The sequence below is a fragment of the Dechloromonas aromatica RCB genome, assembly GCF_000012425.1.
The window spans coordinates 485,758-502,580 of the sequence record NC_007298.1; the positions used below are offsets into that span (position 1 = coordinate 485,758).

Genomic DNA, 16,823 nt, shown 5'->3' on the forward strand with positions numbered 1-16,823 from the left:
TGTCTCTCCCTTAAACGCTCAGCGGATTCGGCTTGTTCGGGTCAAGGTTGTACTTGACCAGAGCGGCGGCGACGACTTCGCGCTTGACTTCACCGTTGTCGGCCAGTGCCTTGAGGGCAGCCAGCGTGACCCAGTGACGATCAACCTCGAAATGGTGACGCAGCTTCTCGCGGGTATCCGAACGGCCGAAACCATCGGTGCCCAGCGTGACGTACGGTGCCTTGACGAAGGGGCGGATCTGCTCGGAGAACAGCTTGATGTAGTCGGTCGAGGCGATGACCGGGCCCTTGGCGCCAGCCAGCTTCTCTTCGACGTGCGACAGCTTCGGCGCTTCCAGCGGATGCAGCATGTTCCAGCGCTGGACGTCTTGACCGTTGCGGGCCAGTTCGTTCATGCTGGTACAGCCCCACAGGTCGGCCTCGACACCCCAGTCCTGCTTGAGCAGGTCGGCAGCGGCGATGACTTCGCGGAAGATGGTGCCGGAGCCGAGCAGCTGAACGCGCGGGGCAGCCGAATCGGCGCCCTTCTTGAACAGGTACATGCCCTTGATGATGTCGGCTTCGGCGCCGACCGGCATTTCCGGGTGCTCGTAGTTCTCGTTCATTACCGTCAGGTAATAGAAGACGTCTTCCTGCTCCTGGAACATGCGGCGCATGCCGTCCTGGGCCACGACGGCGACTTCATACTGGAAGGTCGGGTCGTAGGAAACGCAGTTCGGGATCAGGTTGGACAGGATCAGGCTGTGGCCGTCTTCGTGCTGCAGGCCTTCGCCGTTCAGTGTCGTACGACCGGCGGTACCGCCGATCAGGAAGCCGCGGGCGCGTTGGTCGCCGGCAGCCCAGCAGAGGTCGAGGACGCGCTGCATGCCGAACATCGAGTAGCAGATGTAGAACGGAATGGTCTGCACGTTATGCACGGAGTACGAGGTGGCGGCGGCGATCCAGTCGCTCATGGCGCCGGATTCGTTGATGCCTTCCTGCAGTACCTGGCCGGTTTTCGACTCCTTGTAGAACATCAGCTGGTCGTGGTCTTCCGGCACATAGTTCTGGCCTTCCTGGTTCCAGATGCCGACCGAGCGGAACATGCCTTCCATGCCGAAGGTGCGGGACTCGTCCGGCACGATGGGCACGACGTTCTTGCCGACATTCTTGTCCTTCAACATCATGTTCATGATGCGGACGATGGCCATCGTCGTGGACAACTCGCGGCCTTCGCCGGATGCCTTCAACAGAGCGGCAAAGGTGTCGAGGGCCGGAATCTGCAGCGGCTCGGCCTTGCGGCGGCGCTGCGGCAGGAAGCCGCCGAGGTCCATGCGGCGCTGAAGCATGTACTTGTATTCCTCGGAGTCTTCGGCGAACTTCAGGTAGGGCAGTTCGTAGAGCTTGTCGTCCGGCACTGGCAGGCCGAAACGGTCGCGGAAGCGGCCGATCTGCTCGATGTCCATCTTCTTCTGCTGGTGGGAAATGTTCATCGCTTCGCCGGCCTGGCCCATGCCGAAACCCTTGATGGTCTTGGCCAGGATCAGCGTCGGCTGGCCCTTGTGGGTGACGGCGGCGTTGTAGGCGGCAAAAATCTTGAAGATGTCGTGGCCGCCGCGGTTCAGTTGCCAAACCTGGTCATCGGTCCAGTCAGCGACCAGTTCCTTGAGTTCCGGCGTGTTGAAGAAGTGTTCGCGAACGTAGGCGCCGTTCTTGGCCTTGAAGGTCTGATACTCGCCGTCGCACAGTTCCATCATGCGCTGCTTCATGATGCCCTTCTTGTCGCGCTGGAACAGCGTGTCCCACTGCGTGCCCCAGATCAGCTTGATGACGTTCCAGCCGGAACCGCGGAACTCGGATTCGAGTTCCTGGATGATCTTGCCGTTGCCGCGCACCGGACCGTCCAGGCGCTGCAGATTGCAGTTGATCACGAAAATCAGGTTGTCGAGCTTCTCGCGACCGGCCATGCCGATGGCGCCGAGCGATTCGACTTCGTCGGTCTCGCCGTCACCGAGGAAGGCCCAGACCTTGCGATCACCGGCCTTGGCCAGTCCGCGCGAGTCGAGATACTTCATGAAGCGGGCCTGGTAGATGGCCTGGATCGGGCCGAGGCCCATGGAAACGGTCGGGAACTGCCAGAAGTCCGGCATCAGCCACGGGTGCGGATAGGACGAAATGCCCTTGCCGTCGGTTTCCTGGCGGAAGTTGTCCATCTGCTCGGCGGTCAGGCGGCCGAGCATGAAGGCGCGGGAATAAACGCCCGGCACCGAGTGGCCCTGGAAGAAGATCAGGTCGCCGCCGGACGGATCATTGATGCTGCGCCAGAAATGCGAAAAGCCGACGTCGTACAAGGCGGCGGCTGAAGCGAAGGAGGCAATGTGGCCGCCGACGTTGGTGTCCTTGTTGGCACGCACGACCATGGCCATGGCGTTCCAGCGAATGTAGGAGTGAATCTTGATTTCCATGTCGGCGTTGCCCGGGTACTTGGGCTGCTGGTGGGCCGGAATGGTGTTGATGTATTCGGTATTGGCCGAGTAGGGGATGTCGACGCCCTGCAGACGGGCTTGGCCGATCACCTTTTCAATCAGGTAATGGGCGCGGGTGGGACCTTCCTGGTTGATCACGCCGTCGAGGGCGTCCATCCATTCTTTTGTTTCCTGCGGATCTACGTCAGCGGGGTCAGGCAAGGCATTCGGTTGTTCGGCCATGGTTTGTCTCCTAGGTTGCATTTCATTCTGTTTTGCCTGTTGAGCAAAACAACTTTAGCTCGTTACGAGTCGGTTCGCGAGCCCGTGTTTTCCCTAATCATCGTTCCGCATTGTAAAAACAAAATTCGCATCGTGCAATATAGTCGAGCGCATACCTCGCATTTTTCGTGCATGTTTACGGCGCGCTTTGAGCGGGGAAATGCAGTGGGGCGGCAATACCACCTGCCGCGGCAATCCTCGCGGGTTGCGAAGGCCTAGAGCGTGGCCCAGCGGGCCAGCGTGCTGCCGAAGAAGGCGGTGGCGAGCAAGGCGATTGGTGCGATGCCGATGAAGACCTTCAAGACCCGCTTGATAAATGGATGAGCGACATGCGACTCGATGAAGCAGCGGGCGACCACGGCCCCCTTGATCCACATGATGGCCGCCACCAGCAGCGGTAGCAGGCGGATGTCCCGGAACCACTCGCTGAGCCCCAGGCTGAGCAGTGTCAGCGTGACGAGCGCCAGCCAGGCGGCTGTCAGTTGGCGGAAATGATTGGTTTTCGTGTCCATGTTCAGGCCAGCACGTAGAACAGCGGGAAGATGACCAGCCAGATGATGTCGGTGGCGTGCCAGTAACAGGCCAGTGCCTCCAGGCCGGCGTAGTCCCTGGATGAATAGCCGTGGAATAGCAGTCGGGCCAGCACCCACAGGATGCCAAGGATGCCCCAGGTGGCATGCACCAGATGGGTGAAGGTCAGGTAGTAATAGACAGTGAAGAAGATGCCTGATTCGCCGTTGATGCCGTGCGCCAGGTTCCAGTTGATTTCCAGCGCCTTGGTCAGCGGGTAACCGAGGGCGATGATCAGCCCGACGACCAGCCAGATGACGGCGGCGCGATGCTTGTCCTGACGGATGGCGTTGAGCGAGCAGGCAATGAAGTAGCTGCTGGTGATCATCAACAGGGTGATGGTCGTGCCGGAAATGACTGAGAGCTTTTGTGCCCCGGCGTGAAAGGCATCGGGAAAATGGGCGCGGGCTATGAAATAGACCGCGAAGAGCACGGTGAACTCGACAAACTCGCAGGTAATGCCGGCCCACATCCCCTTGTTGCCGGGAATGCGGCGGGTGCTGTCTTCCGGCGGGGGGGGTTCGTCGATGGTGACGGCGGTCATTTTTTTGCCAAGGGTAGGGTGGCTTTCATTGTTCCGTTACGCCTTGTGCCGGGCATTGATGTTCATCAACGGATCAGGTTCATGTGACACGAAACAAAAAGATTCGATCACTTGCTTTGTATCAAATGGTCAAAAAATCACCTTTCTATAATCATGGGTTTCGCATTGCGCTTTCGAGGAGTCGATATGGCGGCAGTCATGCCCGCACCGGCAGCAAGCCGGGTTCTGATGTCAGGTAATGAAGCGGTCGCCCGCGCGGTCTGGGAGTCCGGCGTCAAGGTCGCTGCGGCTTATCCCGGCACACCGTCGACCGAGATGCTGGAAGTGATCTCGACCTATCCGGATCTCTACGCCGAGTGGTCGGTCAATGAGAAGGTCTCGCTCGAAGTCGCCATCGGCGCCGCCTACGCTGGCTCGCGTTCATTCTGCTGCATGAAGCATGTCGGTATGAACGTTGCCTCCGATGCGCTGATGACGCTGACCCTGACCGGCGTGGTCGGTGGCCTGGTGATCGCCATCGCCGACGATGTCGGCTTGTCTTCCTCGCAGAACGAGCAGGATTCCCGTTACTGGGGCCGCTTCGCGCATGTGCCGGTGTTCGAGCCGGCCGATTCGCAGGAAGCCTACGAAATGACCAAGCTCGCCTATGAGCTGTCCGAGAAATTCCAGGTGCCGGTCATCCTGCGCATGACGACCCGGATCAATCACGTCAAGTCACTGGTCACGGTCGGCGAGCGGAATGAGTACGTCGGTGCTGGTTTCAAGAAGGAGCCGGCCCGTTTCGTGATGGTGCCGGGCAACGCCGGCAAGCGTATTCCGCTGATGTTCCAGCGCGATATCGCCTTGCGTGCCGAGGCTGAAAAGTCGGCCCTGAATTTCATCGAACCCGGTTCCGACAAGCGCGTCGGCTTTATCGCCTCCGGTCCGGCCTACATGCACGTCAAGGAATCCTTCCCCAACGCGCCGGTCCTCAAGCTTGGCTTTTCCTGCCCGGCGCCGTTCGAGAAGTGCCGCGAACTGGCGGCCATGGTCGAGCAGGTGGTGATCGTCGAGGAAGTCGAACCGCTGATTGAAACCGAACTGAAAGCCCAGGGCCTGAAGGTCATTGGCAAGGAAATCCTGCCGCTGCAGGGCGAGTTGTCGCCGAACGTGTTGAAGCCGGCCATCGCCAAATTGCTCGGCGAACCCGTGCCGGTGATGGACTCCGTGGTCCCGATGAAGGTTTTCCCCCGGCCGCCGACCATGTGCGTCGCCTGTCCGCACCTCGGCGTCTATTACACGCTGTCGCAAGTGCGCAACCTTAACATTTCCGGCGACATCGGCTGCTACACGCTGGGTGCCGGCCATCCGTGGAACGCGCTTGATACCTGCGTGTCGATGGGCGCCTCGATGGGCGTCGCGCTGGGCATGGACAAGGGGCGCGGCGAGGCCGACAAGGACAAGCGGATCGTCGCCGTGATCGGCGATTCCACCTTCCTGCACATGGGCATGCAAGGCCTGCTCGACATGGTCTACAACAAGGGCAACGTCACCGTGCTGCTGCTCGACAACCGGGCTGTTGGCATGACCGGTGGTCAGGACAACCCGGGCAACGGCCGCGACATCTACGGTGACGATTCGCCGCGCGTTGATTTCGCCAAGCTGGTGTCGGCGCTCGGCGTCAAGGAAGAGCGCATTCACAAGGTTAACCCGTACGAGTTGCCGGTACTGTTCAAGACTATTCGCGACGAAGTGAAGGTGCCGGACGTTTCGGTGATCATCACCGACCAGCCCTGTGTGCTGATCAAGGATTACCACAAGCTGAAACCCTTCGAAGTGATCGAGGACAAGTGCACCGGCTGCGGCAACTGTATCGATGTCGGCTGCCCGGCCATCCACGTCACGCGGCGTGCCAAGGAAGTGAAGCCGAGCGGCCGCGAGGTCGACCTCGCCTTCGTCCGTATCGAAAGCTCGGTTTGTACTGGCTGCACCCTCTGCGTCCAGCCCTGTGCGCCGGGTGCCATCGTGCATTACGCCCCGGTCTCGCCAATTAAACTGGTCACGAAGGGCTGTTCAGCATGAGCGAAAATACCAATATCCTCGTTGTCGGCATCGGCGGCCAGGGCGTCATGACGGCGACCGAAATTCTGGCCGAAGCGGCGATTGCCCTCGGTCACGACGCCAAGAAGACTGAAGTGGCTGGCATGGCGCAGCGTGGCGGGGTGGTTTCCTCGCACCTGCGTTTCGGCAAAAAAGTGCTGTCGCCGCAGATTACGCCGGGCACGGCCGACGTCTTGCTCGGCTTTGAATCGGCCGAGGCAATGCGCTGGCAGCACATGCTGAAACCGGGCGGCATCACGCTGATGAACACGGCCAAACTGGTGCCGCCGGTCGTTGAGCTGGGCTTGTTCGACTATCCGGAAGATCCTCTGGCCGAGATCAGGAAGTGCGGCAACAAGGTCGTCGCTTTTGACGCCACAACCATCGCACAAAATTTAGGCGATATTCGCCTCGGCAACACGGTCATGCTCGGCGCCATTGCCGATCAGCTGCCGTTCGGCGCCGAAGTTTTGCTCGACTGCGTGCTCAAGCGTTTCCAGCGCAAAGGCGAGAAACTGGTCGAACTGAACCGGCGTGCTTTCGAGGCTGGACGGGCGGCCGTTGGAGCGGCCGAAGCAGCCGTCGCCTGATTCTGGTAAAATCGATCAAATTCAAAGGGAAAGGCAATCGCCTTTCCCCTTTTCATTTTTGTTGGATGCGACGATGACAGCTCAAATTATCGACGGCAAGGCGCTGGCCGAAGAACTTCGCCAAGGCTTCAAGGCACGGGTAGAGGCTCTGACGGCCAAGGGCCACAAGCCAGGTCTGGTGGTCATTCTGGTCGGGGCTGACCCGGCTTCCGAAGTTTATGTCCGCAACAAGGTCAATGGCTGTCTGGCCATCGGCATGCACTCCGAGAAGATCACCTACGACGCCACGATCGATCAGGCCACGGTGCTCAACAAGATTGCCGAGTTGAATGCTGACCCGAATATCCACGGCATCCTCGTTCAATTGCCGTTGCCCAAACACTTCGATGAAGAAGCCGTCCTCGAAGCCATCTCGGCCGAGAAGGATGTTGACGGCTTCCATGCCGAAAACGTCGGCGCACTGGCCCAGGGCAATCCGCGCTTCATTCCGTGCACCCCGTACGGCGTGATGAAGATGTTCGAGAAGGGCAACGTTGACCTGACCGGCAAGGAAGCCGTCGTCATTGGCCGCTCCAACATCGTCGGCAAGCCGATGGCGCTGCTGCTGATCAACGCCGGTGCGACCGTTACCGTCTGCAACTCGCGCACCAAGGATCTGAAGTTTCACACCAGCCGCGCCGATATTCTGGTCGCTGCTGTCGGCAAACCGAAATTCGTCACCGGCGACATGGTCAAGCCGGGCGCCGTCGTCATCGACGTCGGTATCAACCGCCTGCCCGACGGCAAACTGTGTGGCGACGTCGATTTCGCCTCCTGCCTGGAAGTGGCTGGCCAGATCACCCCGGTCCCCGGCGGCGTTGGTCCGATGACCATCACGATGCTGCTCGCCAACACCATCGAAGCGGCCGAACGAAAGGCCGGACTATGAACGCCGTGCAACAACCCGTCGTCGGTATCGTCATGGGTTCCGATTCCGACTGGCCGACCATGCAGGCCGCCGCCGTCATCCTCAAGGATTTCGGCGTGCCCTTCGAGGCCCGTGTCGTTTCCGCTCACCGCACCCCGGATCTGCTATTCGATTACGCCGCCATGGCTGGCGAGCGTGGCCTCAAGGCAATCATTGCCGGGGCCGGCGGTGCCGCCCACCTGCCGGGCATGCTGGCCGCCAAGACCATCGTGCCGGTGCTCGGCGTGCCGGTGCAATCGAAAGCCCTGTCCGGTGTCGATTCGCTGCATTCCATCGTCCAGATGCCGAAGGGTATTCCCGTCGCCACCTTCGCCATCGGTGAAGCCGGTGCCGCCAATGCAGCACTGTTTGCCGTTGCCATGCTGGCCAACGAGAACCCGGCGTTGAATGCCAAGCTGCAGGCCTTCCGCCAGGCTCAGACCGAAAAGGTCCTGGCCATGAAACTCCCCGGGGTTTAAGCGCGCATCGCCATGCATCATCTTTACCTGGCTGTTGCCATCGTGGCCGAAGTGATCGCCACTTCGGCGCTGAAGGCTGCCGAAGGTTTCACCAGGCTCTGGCCATCGGTACTGGTGGTGGCCGGTTATGCCATCGCCTTTTACTGCCTGTCCATCCTGCAAAACCTGATGCCGGTCGGCATTATCTACGCGATCTGGTCCGGGGTCGGCATCGTTCTCGTTTCGCTGGTCGCTGTTTTTGTATACGGCCAAGTCCTCGATCTGGCGGCGATGCTGGGCATTGCCCTGATCGTCGCCGGGGTCGTTGTTCTTAACGTTTTTTCCAAAACTGTTCCTCATTGATGCCGGTAAAGTCTGCAATGATTCTTCCTCCAGCTACCCTTGGCATGCTCGGTGGCGGCCAGCTCGGCCGCTTCTTCGTTTCGGCCGCCCACGAACTGGGCTATCAGGTCTGGGTGCTCGATCCGGACAAGAATTCGCCGGCCGGCCAGATCGCCGAACGCCATTTTTGTGTTGATTACAACGACTATGCGGCGCTTGACGAGTTTGCCGCCGGTTGTGCCGCAATCACCACCGAGTTTGAGAACGTGCCCGCCGATACGCTGGATTATCTAGCCAAGTTCGTGCCGGTACGCCCGTCGGCAGCGGCCGTCGGCATTTGTCAGAACCGCATCGCCGAAAAGTCCTTCCTGCGCGACAACGGCCTGCCGCACGGTCCATTCGCCGCCATCCGTTGCGAAGACGACATTCGTAATGCCGATGCCTCGCTGTTTCCGGCCATCCTGAAAGTGGCCCGCTTCGGCTACGACGGCAAGGGGCAGGCCACGGTCCATAACCGCGAGGAAGCGCTGGTCGCCTTCGGTCAGTTCAAGGGCGAACAGTGCGTGCTGGAACAGCGCCTGACGCTCGACTACGAGGTCTCGGTCGTCCTCGCCCGTGACGAGCGCGGCCGGGTCGCCTGCTTCCCGACCGGCGAAAATCAGCACACCAAGGGCATCCTCGACGTTTCCATCGTGCCGGCGCGCACCACCGCTTGCGTCAAGAGTGATGCCGAGGAGGTCGCTGCCCGTATTGCTGAAAAGCTCGGCTACATCGGCACCATGGGCGTCGAGTTCTTCATCAGCCGCGGCCAGTTGATCGTCAACGAAATGGCACCGCGGCCGCACAACAGCGGCCACTACACCATTGACGCCTGCGTGACCGACCAGTTCGAGCAGCAGGTGCGTGCCCTGTGCGGCTTGCCGCTTGGCGAGCCGCGGGCGCACTCGGCCTCGGTCATGGTCAATCTGCTCGGTGACCTTTGGTACGACGGCGAAACCTACCGCGAGCCGGACTGGGCCAAGCTGCATGCCGTGCCCAACTTGAAGCTGCACCTCTACGGCAAGCACCACGCCCGCCCGGGACGCAAGATGGGCCACTTCACGGTGATCGGGGACAACGCCGAGGCCGTGCAAAAGGCCGCTCTGGCTGCCCGTGCCGCCATCGGCATCAGGGACGAATGAGCCCGACAGAGGCCGATTATCAGCGCGCAGTGGAACTGCTACGCGCCGGCGAGCTGGTCGCCATGCCGACCGAGACCGTCTACGGCCTGGGGGCGGATGCAGCCAACCCGGCTGCGGTGGCCAAGATTTTCGCTGCCAAGGGGCGACCGGCCGATCATCCCCTGATCGTCCATCTGTCCGGCCACGATGCCGTCGACCGCTGGGCTGAACAGGTGCCTGCCGTGGCCTGGGAGTTGATGGAGGCTTTCTGGCCCGGCCCGTTGACCGTGATCCTGAAAAAGCAGGCCTGGGTTCCCGACGCCGTGACCGGCGGCCAGGATACCGTTGGCCTGCGCGTGCCTGGCCATCCCGTTGCACTCGAACTGCTGCGTCGCTTTGCCGCTGCGACTGGCGAGCATGCCGGCATTGCCGCCCCGTCGGCCAACCGTTTCGGCCGCATCAGCCCGACGACGGCTGCGCATGTCGCCGAAGAACTCGGCGACGCGGTGTCAATGATTCTCGACGGCGGGCCATGCGCCGTTGGCATCGAATCGACCATCGTCGACTGCTCGCGTGGCGAACCGGTCGTGTTGCGACCGGGCCACATCTCGCCGTTGCACCTCGAAGCCATTCTCGGCCGCCGTCCGGCCATTGAAACCGCCGTCGGCGCGCCACGGGTTTCCGGCTCGCTTGAAGCTCACTACGCGCCAGTGACCCCGCTGCGCATGGTGGCTGGCGAACGCCTGCTCGACTTCATCAACGCCCAGCGCCATCGTGGCGGCAAGTGTGCCGTGATCAGTGCCAATCAGCCCCCGCAGGCCGGCATGCCGCACGCCTGGCGCCTGATGCCGGCCGATCCTGTCGGCTATGCCCACGATATCTATGCCGCTCTGCGCGACATGGACCACGCCGGGGTCGATCTGATCGTTGTCGAAGCAATACCGGAAGACTCAGCTTGGGCTGCCGTTGCCGATCGCCTGCGGCGGGCGGTGGCCGGAGCCGGGCAGGCCTGAACACATTCCGGTTTGTCGTCGGCAGCCTGCGTCAGATTTCCAGCAGTTTCTCCAGCTTGGCGGCGCAGATGAAGTCGTTTTCCGACAGGCCGCCGATGGCATGCGTCCAGTAACGGACGCGGACATCCTTGTAACCCACGATCAGTTCCGGGTGATGATTCTCCCGGTGCGAAACCCAGGCGATGGCGTTAACGAAGGCCATCGCCTCGTAGTGATTACGAAAAACATAAGTCTTGTCCAGTCGCTGCCCGTCGAGTGTCCAGCCGGGCAGCGTGTCCAGCATGACGGCGGCGACAGAGTTTTCCAGCGGAGCAATGCCGCCTTCGCATGGCGTGCATTGCCGATCGGCCAGGTTGCAACTCGTTGCCATGGTGATTGCTCCTGTTGAATCCTCCGAAATCAGATTGCGAAGTGCCAACTTGGTTCCTGTGCGCTCGCTGCTTTGATAAGCGAAATGGAGTGCGCTAGAATCACACGACGTTGGGGGGGTAGCTCAGCTGGGAGAGCGCCGCGTTCGCAATGCGGAGGTCGGGAGTTCGATCCTCCTCCTCTCCACCATCGACAAATAAAAAAGGCCTGATTTTTCAGGCCTTTTTATTTTGTTCCCCGCTTAGGGTTTTCCCTTGGGGTGCTTGTAATGTGTCGAAATTCGCCGAATACTGGGTGTCCGGGATGAGCAATAAATCAATAAGCCACCCCGTGAGTATGAGCTTTCTGAAGTTCCACCGAATGGAGGATCGAGACATGACTTTGGCTGCCAAAGTGCGTACGCACAAAATTTCAAAAGATGTCACCTTGAGTGTTTCCGGGTACAACCTGATTGGCCCGGATTCGCCGGCGATCGAGGCGATGACTGATTTTCTGAGGGTCAATGTCGTCGCCATTGCCGCAGATGCATCGGTTGTCCTGGCCAACGCCAGGATGATTTCGCGCGGGGTTCGCCTGCTGATGGTGGCTAATGGTGATGATCAGGTGGATGGTTTGATCACTGCGCGGGACATTCTTGGTGAAAAGCCGATGCAGGTCGCCCAAGCCCGTGGCTGCAAGCGGGACGAGTTGCTGGTGGCCGACCTGATGACGCCGATCGGCCATGTCGATACCCTGTATCTGAATGAGGTGCTGCATGCCCGCGTCGCGGATATTCTCGATGCGCTGAAGCGGCTTGGCCGCCAGCACATGCTCGTCGAGGATGTCGATCCAGTCACCGGCTTGCCGCGGGTTCGTGGCCTGTTCTCGGCCACCCATATCGGCCGCCTGCTCGGTGTGCCGGTGCTCGGCTTCGAATTGGCCAGTACTTTTGCCGAGATTGAGGCGGCCCTTGCCGACTGAGGACTGTGCTCAGCCATGACCTCGGCTGAGGAGCTGCGGCAACTCGCCTCGGAATCGCTGCTCGCGCATTACGCCGAGTATTGCGAGGGGGCGGTGATTGTCGATGCCGCGGCGCGCATCGTCTGGATGAACGAGCGTTACCCGGAACGTCTGGGGATTGCCGTTCCGGCGTGCGTGGTTGGTCAGGAAATCGAGAAGGTCATTCCGAACAGTTTGATGCGGCAGGTGGTGGAAACCGGGCGGCCAATCATGCTCGACATCATGGAGTTCGGCGAGGCGGCCTTCGTTGTCACCCGCTTGCCCTTGCACGACAAGGCGGGCAAGGTGGTCGGCGCCGTCGGCTTCATGCTCTATGACGATCCGCGCCAGATGGCATCGCTGATGGCTCGCTACCAGCGATTGCGCAGCGACCTGGCCGAGGCCCGGAAAAAACTGGCCGAGGCGCGCAGGACAAAATACACCTTCGCCAGTTTTGTCGGGACCGGAGCGGCATGCAGCGCGGTCAAGCAGATGGCCCGGCGGGCGGCCAGGACGACGGCCTCGGTGCTTATCCTTGGTGAGACCGGCACTGGCAAGGAGTTGCTGGCGCAGGCGATCCATGCTGCGAGTTTGCGGGCCGATGCATCCTTTGTCGCGGTCAATATTGCGGCGATACCCGAAACGCTGCTCGAAGCCGAATTCTTTGGCGTGGCGCCGGGCGCCTATACCGGCGCCGAGCGCAATGGCCGGGATGGCAAGTTCAAGCTGGCCGATGGCGGCACGCTGTTTCTCGATGAAATTGGCGACATGTCGCCAGCCCTCCAGGCCAAGCTGCTGCGAACTTTGCAGGAAGGGGAGTTCGAGCCGGTCGGTTCGAATCGTCTGACCACGGTTGATGTCCGTGTGATCGCGGCGACCAGTCGCAACCTGGAAAAAATGGTTGCCGACGGGCAGTTTCGAGCCGATCTCTATTACCGCCTCAATGTCATCACCTTGAATACCCCGCCGCTACGTGAACGCCTTGAGGACTTTTCCTTGCTGGCCGACTACCTGGTCGACCATGTCTGTCGGCAACAGGGGATGCCCCCGCGCGGGATCAGCGCCGGGGCGATCAATCGCCTGTGCCGGCACGACTGGCCGGGCAATGTGCGGGAGCTGGCCAATGTGCTGGAGAGGGCGCTGCTGATGTCGGATAGTGACACGCTGGAGGCCGACGATCTCGAGGCGGTGATGCCGGCGGTACCGCTCGACTCGCCGAAAGTGGTCAGCCTGCGTCCGATTGGCATGGCAGAAGCGGTGGCGCAGGCCGAGCGTGAGGCGATTCGGTTGGCGCTGCGTCATGCGCGGGGCAACAAGGCCGAGGCGGCGCGGCAGCTCGGCATTTCGCGCGCGGCCTTGTACGAAAAAATTTCAGCGCTGGGTGTCGACGCCGAGTCGGCCTGACCTGTCTGCCAGTCTGGACACCCTGTCCGGCCAGGCAAACAGGGGGCGCATGTCACAGTCGTCCGGTTTTCAAGAAATTCCATATTGTTCAACGAGTTGATTAATGTGGCACACCTCGTGCACATGTTCCGGCTTTACAACAATTCATCGAGGAGACAATCGTGGACTTTCTGATCGTGCTGGCGTCGCTGGCTTTCCTGATGTTCGTGGCCTATCGGGGCTACAGCGTCATTCTTTTTGCGCCGATTGCGGCATTGGGGGCGGTGCTGTTCGTCGATCCCAACCTGGTCGCACCGATGTTCACCGGCCTTTTCATGGACAAGATGGTCGGCTTCGTGAAGAACTTCTTCCCGGTCTTCCTGCTCGGGGCGGTGTTCGGCAAGGTGATCGAGCTTTCCGGCTTCTCAAAATCGATTGTCGCCGCGGTGATCAAGCTGATCGGTCGCGAGCGGGCCATGCTGGCCATTGTCGTGGTCTGCGCCTTGCTGACCTACGGCGGTGTCTCGCTCTTCGTGGTCGTCTTTGCGGTCTATCCGTTCGCGGCGGAAATGTTCCGCCAGGGCGGGATTCCGAAGCGTCTGATCCCCGGCACCATTGCGCTGGGAGCCTTCACCTTTACGATGGATTCGTTGCCCGGTACGCCGCAAATCCAGAACATCATCCCGACCACCTTTTTCAAGACCGATATCTACGCAGCGCCGTGGTTGGGGGTGATTGGTGCCGTCTTCATCCTGATCTGCGGCCTGAGCTATCTGGAATGGTGTCGTCGCCGTGCGGCTGCCGCCGGTGAAGGCTATGGCGACGGGCACAGCAACGAGCCGGAGCCGTTCGAGAATGAAAAGCTGGTCCATCCGCTGATTGCCATCCTGCCGCTGATCATGGTTGGCGTGATGAACAAGGTGTTTACCACGGCGATTCCGGCCCTGTACGGCGAGAAGGTCTCCTTCATTCCGGCCGTGATCGGCAAGGCGGCGCCGGTGGTTCAGCAGACCAAGGCAGTGGCCGCCATCTGGGCGGTCGAAGGCGCCTTGTTGATCGGTATTGCGACGGTTTTCGTGTTTGGCTGGAAAATGGTGTTCAGCAAGTTCGGTGAAGGCAGCAAGAGCGCCATCGGCGGTGCCCTGCTGGCGACGATGAATACCGCTTCCGAATACGGCTTTGGTGCCGTGATCGCTGCTCTGCCCGGTTTTCTGGTCGTGGCCAATGCTTTGTCGGCGATTCCCAATCCGCTGGTCAATGAGGCGATCACCGTGACCGCGCTGGCCGGCATTACCGGCTCGGCTTCCGGCGGCATGGGCATTGCGCTGGCGGCGATGGCCGAAACCTTCATTGCCAACGCGCAGGCGGCCGGCATCCCGCTCGAAGTCTTCCACCGGGTGGCCTCGATGGCGTCCGGCGGCATGGACACGCTGCCGCACAATGGTGCGGTGATCACGCTGTTGGCGGTGACGGGCCTGACCCATCGTCAGTCGTACAAGGACATCTTTGCCATTACCTGCATCAAGACGGCTGCCGTCTTCGTGGTGATCGCGGTCTTCTACGCCACTGGTATCGTTTAACAAGAACAAATACGGAGGAGACACGACATGCCAGAATCACGTCATCCCATGGCCGCTTCATTGCGTGCGTCCGACACCGGCAAGGTGGTCTCGGCCCGCGATGCGGTGCGCCTGATTCGTGATGGGGACTCGGTGGCGACCGGCGGTTTCGTCGGCATCGGGTTTGCCGAGAATATCGCGGTGGCGCTGGAGCAGCGCTTCGTCGAGAGCCAGGCGGCCGACTTGCACGGCCAGGGCAGCCCGCGCAACCTGACCCTGGTCTATGCGGCCGGGCAGGGCGATGGCAAGGACCGGGGCCTCAACCATCTCGGCCACGATGGCCTGCTGGCCCGCGTCGTCGGCGGGCATTGGGGGCTGGTGCCCAAGGTGCAGGCGCTGGCAGTGGCCAATCGCATCGAGGCCTACAACCTGCCGCAGGGGGTCATCACCCACCTGTTCCGCGACATAGCGGCAGGCAAACCGGGGACCATCACCCGGGTCGGGCTGGGGACTTTCGTCGACCCGCGTTTCGGTGGCGGCAAGCTGAATGACTGTACCAAGGTCGATCTTGTCCGGATCATGGAAATCGACGGCGAGGAATACCTGTTCTACAAGGCCTTTCCGATCAATGTCGGGATCATTCGTGGCACGACGGCCGACCCGGATGGCAACATCACAATGGAAAAAGAGGCGCTGACGCTGGAGGCGCAGGCCATTGCAATGGCGGCGCGCAACTCCGGCGGGGTGGTCATTGTCCAGGTCGAGCGCATTGCCGAGCGCGGCACGCTGAACCCGCGGCAGGTGAAGATTCCCGGCATTCTGGTTGATTGCGTGGTGGTGGCGGAAAAGCCGGAATACCACATGCAGACCTTCAGCGAGCCGTATAGCGCGGCTTTTGCCGGGGAAATCAAGGTTCCGATGTCGGCCATCGCGCCGATGGAAATGAGCGAGCGCAAGATCATCGCCCGGCGGGCGGCGATGGAGCTGAAGGCCAACGCCATCGTCAATCTCGGCATCGGCATGCCGGAAGGTGTTGCCAATGTGGCCACCGAGGAGCGCATCATCGACCTGCTGACCTTGACCGCCGAACCCGGCGTCATCGGCGGGGTGCCGGCCGGCGGTCTCAGTTTCGGCGCGGCGACCAATGCCCAAGCGATCATCGATCAACCCAGCCAGTTCGATTTTTACGACGGCGGCGGGCTGGACATTGCTTTCCTGGGGCTGGCGCAGGCCGACAAACAGGGCAACCTCAATGTCTCCAAGTTCGGCCCCCGGCTGGCCGGTGCCGGCGGCTTTATCAACATTTCGCAGAATGCCAAGAAGGTCGTCTTCGTCGGTACCTTCACGGCCGGCAATCTGGATGTGGCCATCAAGGACGGCCAGTTGCAGATCGTGGAAGACGGCAAGTCGATCAAGTTTGTCGACGAAGTCGAGCACCGGACTTTCAGCGGGCCGGAGGCGGCACGGCGCGGCAAGTCGGTGATCTACATTACCGAACGTTGTGTCTTCCAGCTGACGCCGCAAGGCTTGCAACTGATCGAGATCGCCCCGGGCGTGGACCTGCAGCGCGACATCCTCGACAAGATGGAATTTCCACCGATCATCGATGGCCAGCCGGCCCTGATGGACGAGCGCATCTTCCGCGAGGAGCCGATGGGCATTCGTCCGGAGTTGCTGGAATCCCCACTGGCCGAGCGGCTGACTTTCGATGCGGCGCAGAACCTGTTCTTCCTCGACTTTTCCGGTCTCAATGTGCGCAACGGAGACGATATCCGGCGCATCGAGGCAGCAGTCGATGCCGCCCTCGATCCGATCGGCCACAAGGTCAATGCCATCGTCAATTACGACCGTTTCAGCATCCTGCCGGAGTTGATCGACGACTACATCACCATGGTCAAGGGCGTGGTCGATCGCCATTACCACGATGTCACCCGCTATACCTCGAGCACCTTCCTGCGCATGAAGCTCGGCGAGGCGCTGGAGAAACGACAGATTGCGCCCAAGATCAGCGAAACGGAGGCCGAAGCGAAGGAGCAACTGGCGAAACCGTGATGACCGAAGGGTCATTACGGCGCTGACATAGATCCGGGCCGCGGTATCATTGGCG

General features: G+C 61.1%; 15 protein-coding genes and 1 tRNA gene. 12 read left to right on the plus strand and 4 right to left on the minus strand.

What is annotated here, in order from left to right; translation table 11 throughout:
- Positions 1 to 10 precede the first annotated feature (10 nt).
- The 3 genes from aceE to DARO_RS02315 form a co-directional block, all read right to left on the minus strand.
- Entirely contained in the window at positions 11 to 2,686 is a 2,676-nt protein-coding gene (gene aceE, locus DARO_RS02305; protein ID WP_011286208.1) for a pyruvate dehydrogenase (acetyl-transferring), homodimeric type, read from the minus strand.
- A gap of 254 nt (positions 2,687 to 2,940) precedes the next feature.
- Positions 2,941 to 3,237, minus strand: a complete 297-nt coding sequence (locus tag DARO_RS02310) for a hypothetical protein (protein WP_011286210.1) — start codon at positions 3,235 to 3,237, stop codon at positions 2,941 to 2,943.
- A 2-nt stretch (positions 3,238 to 3,239) separates the two neighbouring features.
- Entirely contained in the window at positions 3,240 to 3,839 is a 600-nt protein-coding gene (locus DARO_RS02315; protein WP_011286211.1) for a cytochrome c oxidase subunit 3 family protein, read from the minus strand.
- A 186-nt stretch (positions 3,840 to 4,025) separates the two neighbouring features.
- Here DARO_RS02315 and DARO_RS02320 point away from each other — a divergent pair, with 186 nt between their 5' ends.
- The 7 genes from DARO_RS02320 to DARO_RS02350 all read left to right on the plus strand — a co-directional run bounded on the left by DARO_RS02320 (position 4,026) and on the right by DARO_RS02350 (position 10,427).
- Positions 4,026 to 5,900 carry a thiamine pyrophosphate-dependent enzyme gene (locus DARO_RS02320; RefSeq protein ID WP_011286212.1) on the plus strand — a complete coding sequence of 625 codons (1,875 nt, stop codon included), beginning with the start codon at positions 4,026 to 4,028 and terminating at the stop codon, positions 5,898 to 5,900.
- Complete coding sequence (locus DARO_RS02325; protein WP_011286213.1) at positions 5,897 to 6,508, plus strand: indolepyruvate oxidoreductase subunit beta; 612 nt, start codon at positions 5,897 to 5,899, stop codon at positions 6,506 to 6,508. The genes DARO_RS02320 and DARO_RS02325 overlap by 4 nt, the downstream gene beginning before the upstream one ends.
- A gap of 73 nt (positions 6,509 to 6,581) precedes the next feature.
- Complete coding sequence (folD, locus tag DARO_RS02330; RefSeq protein WP_011286214.1) at positions 6,582 to 7,436, plus strand: bifunctional methylenetetrahydrofolate dehydrogenase/methenyltetrahydrofolate cyclohydrolase FolD; 855 nt, start codon at positions 6,582 to 6,584, stop codon at positions 7,434 to 7,436.
- Positions 7,433 to 7,933 (plus strand): 5-(carboxyamino)imidazole ribonucleotide mutase, encoded by a 501-nt coding sequence (gene purE / locus DARO_RS02335; protein ID WP_011286215.1) that lies wholly within the window; start codon positions 7,433 to 7,435, stop codon positions 7,931 to 7,933. Before folD ends, purE begins: the two co-directional genes overlap by 4 nt.
- A 12-nt stretch (positions 7,934 to 7,945) precedes the next feature.
- Positions 7,946 to 8,275, plus strand: a complete 330-nt coding sequence (locus DARO_RS02340) for an SMR family transporter (protein WP_011286216.1) — start codon at positions 7,946 to 7,948, stop codon at positions 8,273 to 8,275.
- A 17-nt stretch (positions 8,276 to 8,292) separates the two neighbouring features.
- Positions 8,293 to 9,435, plus strand: coding sequence for a 5-(carboxyamino)imidazole ribonucleotide synthase (locus DARO_RS02345; RefSeq protein WP_041224169.1), 1,143 nt, complete (start codon positions 8,293 to 8,295; stop codon positions 9,433 to 9,435).
- Complete coding sequence (locus DARO_RS02350) at positions 9,432 to 10,427, plus strand: L-threonylcarbamoyladenylate synthase (RefSeq protein WP_011286218.1); 996 nt, start codon at positions 9,432 to 9,434, stop codon at positions 10,425 to 10,427. The genes DARO_RS02345 and DARO_RS02350 overlap by 4 nt, the downstream gene beginning before the upstream one ends.
- Positions 10,428 to 10,458: 31 nt before the next feature.
- Here the strand turns inward: DARO_RS02350 and DARO_RS02355 are convergent, their stop codons facing one another.
- The gene (locus DARO_RS02355) at positions 10,459 to 10,797 is read right to left on the minus strand and encodes a 4a-hydroxytetrahydrobiopterin dehydratase (protein ID WP_011286219.1); all 339 of its coding nucleotides are present in this window, start codon (positions 10,795 to 10,797) and stop codon (positions 10,459 to 10,461) included.
- 112 nt (positions 10,798 to 10,909) lie between these two features.
- Between DARO_RS02355 and DARO_RS02360 the strand changes: the two genes are divergently transcribed.
- The 5 genes from DARO_RS02360 (at position 10,910) to DARO_RS02380 (ending at position 16,768) form a co-directional block, all read left to right on the plus strand.
- A tRNA-Ala gene (locus DARO_RS02360) sits at positions 10,910 to 10,985 on the plus strand.
- Between the two features lie 186 nt (positions 10,986 to 11,171).
- On the plus strand, positions 11,172 to 11,756 hold the full coding sequence (locus DARO_RS02365; protein WP_049758414.1) for a CBS domain-containing protein: 585 nt from the start codon (positions 11,172 to 11,174) through the stop codon (positions 11,754 to 11,756).
- A 15-nt stretch (positions 11,757 to 11,771) separates the two neighbouring features.
- Positions 11,772 to 13,178, plus strand: a complete 1,407-nt coding sequence (locus DARO_RS02370; RefSeq protein WP_011286221.1) for a sigma-54-dependent Fis family transcriptional regulator — start codon at positions 11,772 to 11,774, stop codon at positions 13,176 to 13,178.
- 161 nt (positions 13,179 to 13,339) lie between these two features.
- Positions 13,340 to 14,737 (plus strand): GntP family permease, encoded by a 1,398-nt coding sequence (locus tag DARO_RS02375; RefSeq protein ID WP_011286222.1) that lies wholly within the window; start codon positions 13,340 to 13,342, stop codon positions 14,735 to 14,737.
- Positions 14,738 to 14,764: 27 nt separating this feature from the next.
- Positions 14,765 to 16,768, plus strand: a complete 2,004-nt coding sequence (locus tag DARO_RS02380) for an acyl CoA:acetate/3-ketoacid CoA transferase (protein ID WP_011286223.1) — start codon at positions 14,765 to 14,767, stop codon at positions 16,766 to 16,768.
- Positions 16,769 to 16,823: the final 55 nt, after the last annotated feature.

Excerpts from the sequence above, each read along its gene's own strand:
- DARO_RS02320 (WP_011286212.1), top strand. The coding sequence starts at position 4,026 with ATGGCGGCAGTCATGCCCGCACCGGCAGCAAGCCGGGTTCTGATGTCA.
- DARO_RS02315 (WP_011286211.1), bottom strand. The coding sequence starts at position 3,839 with ATGACCGCCGTCACCATCGACGAACCCCCCCCGCCGGAAGACAGCACC.
- folD (WP_011286214.1), top strand. The coding sequence starts at position 6,582 with ATGACAGCTCAAATTATCGACGGCAAGGCGCTGGCCGAAGAACTTCGC.
- DARO_RS02340 (WP_011286216.1), top strand. The coding sequence starts at position 7,946 with ATGCATCATCTTTACCTGGCTGTTGCCATCGTGGCCGAAGTGATCGCC.
- DARO_RS02345 (WP_041224169.1), top strand. The coding sequence starts at position 8,293 with ATGATTCTTCCTCCAGCTACCCTTGGCATGCTCGGTGGCGGCCAGCTC.
- DARO_RS02355 (WP_011286219.1), bottom strand. The coding sequence starts at position 10,797 with ATGGCAACGAGTTGCAACCTGGCCGATCGGCAATGCACGCCATGCGAA.
- DARO_RS02365 (WP_049758414.1), top strand. The coding sequence starts at position 11,172 with ATGACTTTGGCTGCCAAAGTGCGTACGCACAAAATTTCAAAAGATGTC.
- DARO_RS02350 (WP_011286218.1), top strand. The coding sequence starts at position 9,432 with ATGAGCCCGACAGAGGCCGATTATCAGCGCGCAGTGGAACTGCTACGC.
- DARO_RS02380 (WP_011286223.1), top strand. The coding sequence starts at position 14,765 with ATGCCAGAATCACGTCATCCCATGGCCGCTTCATTGCGTGCGTCCGAC.
- DARO_RS02325 (WP_011286213.1), top strand. The coding sequence starts at position 5,897 with ATGAGCGAAAATACCAATATCCTCGTTGTCGGCATCGGCGGCCAGGGC.
- DARO_RS02310 (WP_011286210.1), bottom strand. The coding sequence starts at position 3,237 with ATGGACACGAAAACCAATCATTTCCGCCAACTGACAGCCGCCTGGCTG.
- aceE (WP_011286208.1), bottom strand. The coding sequence starts at position 2,686 with ATGGCCGAACAACCGAATGCCTTGCCTGACCCCGCTGACGTAGATCCG.
- DARO_RS02370 (WP_011286221.1), top strand. The coding sequence starts at position 11,772 with ATGACCTCGGCTGAGGAGCTGCGGCAACTCGCCTCGGAATCGCTGCTC.
- purE (WP_011286215.1), top strand. The coding sequence starts at position 7,433 with ATGAACGCCGTGCAACAACCCGTCGTCGGTATCGTCATGGGTTCCGAT.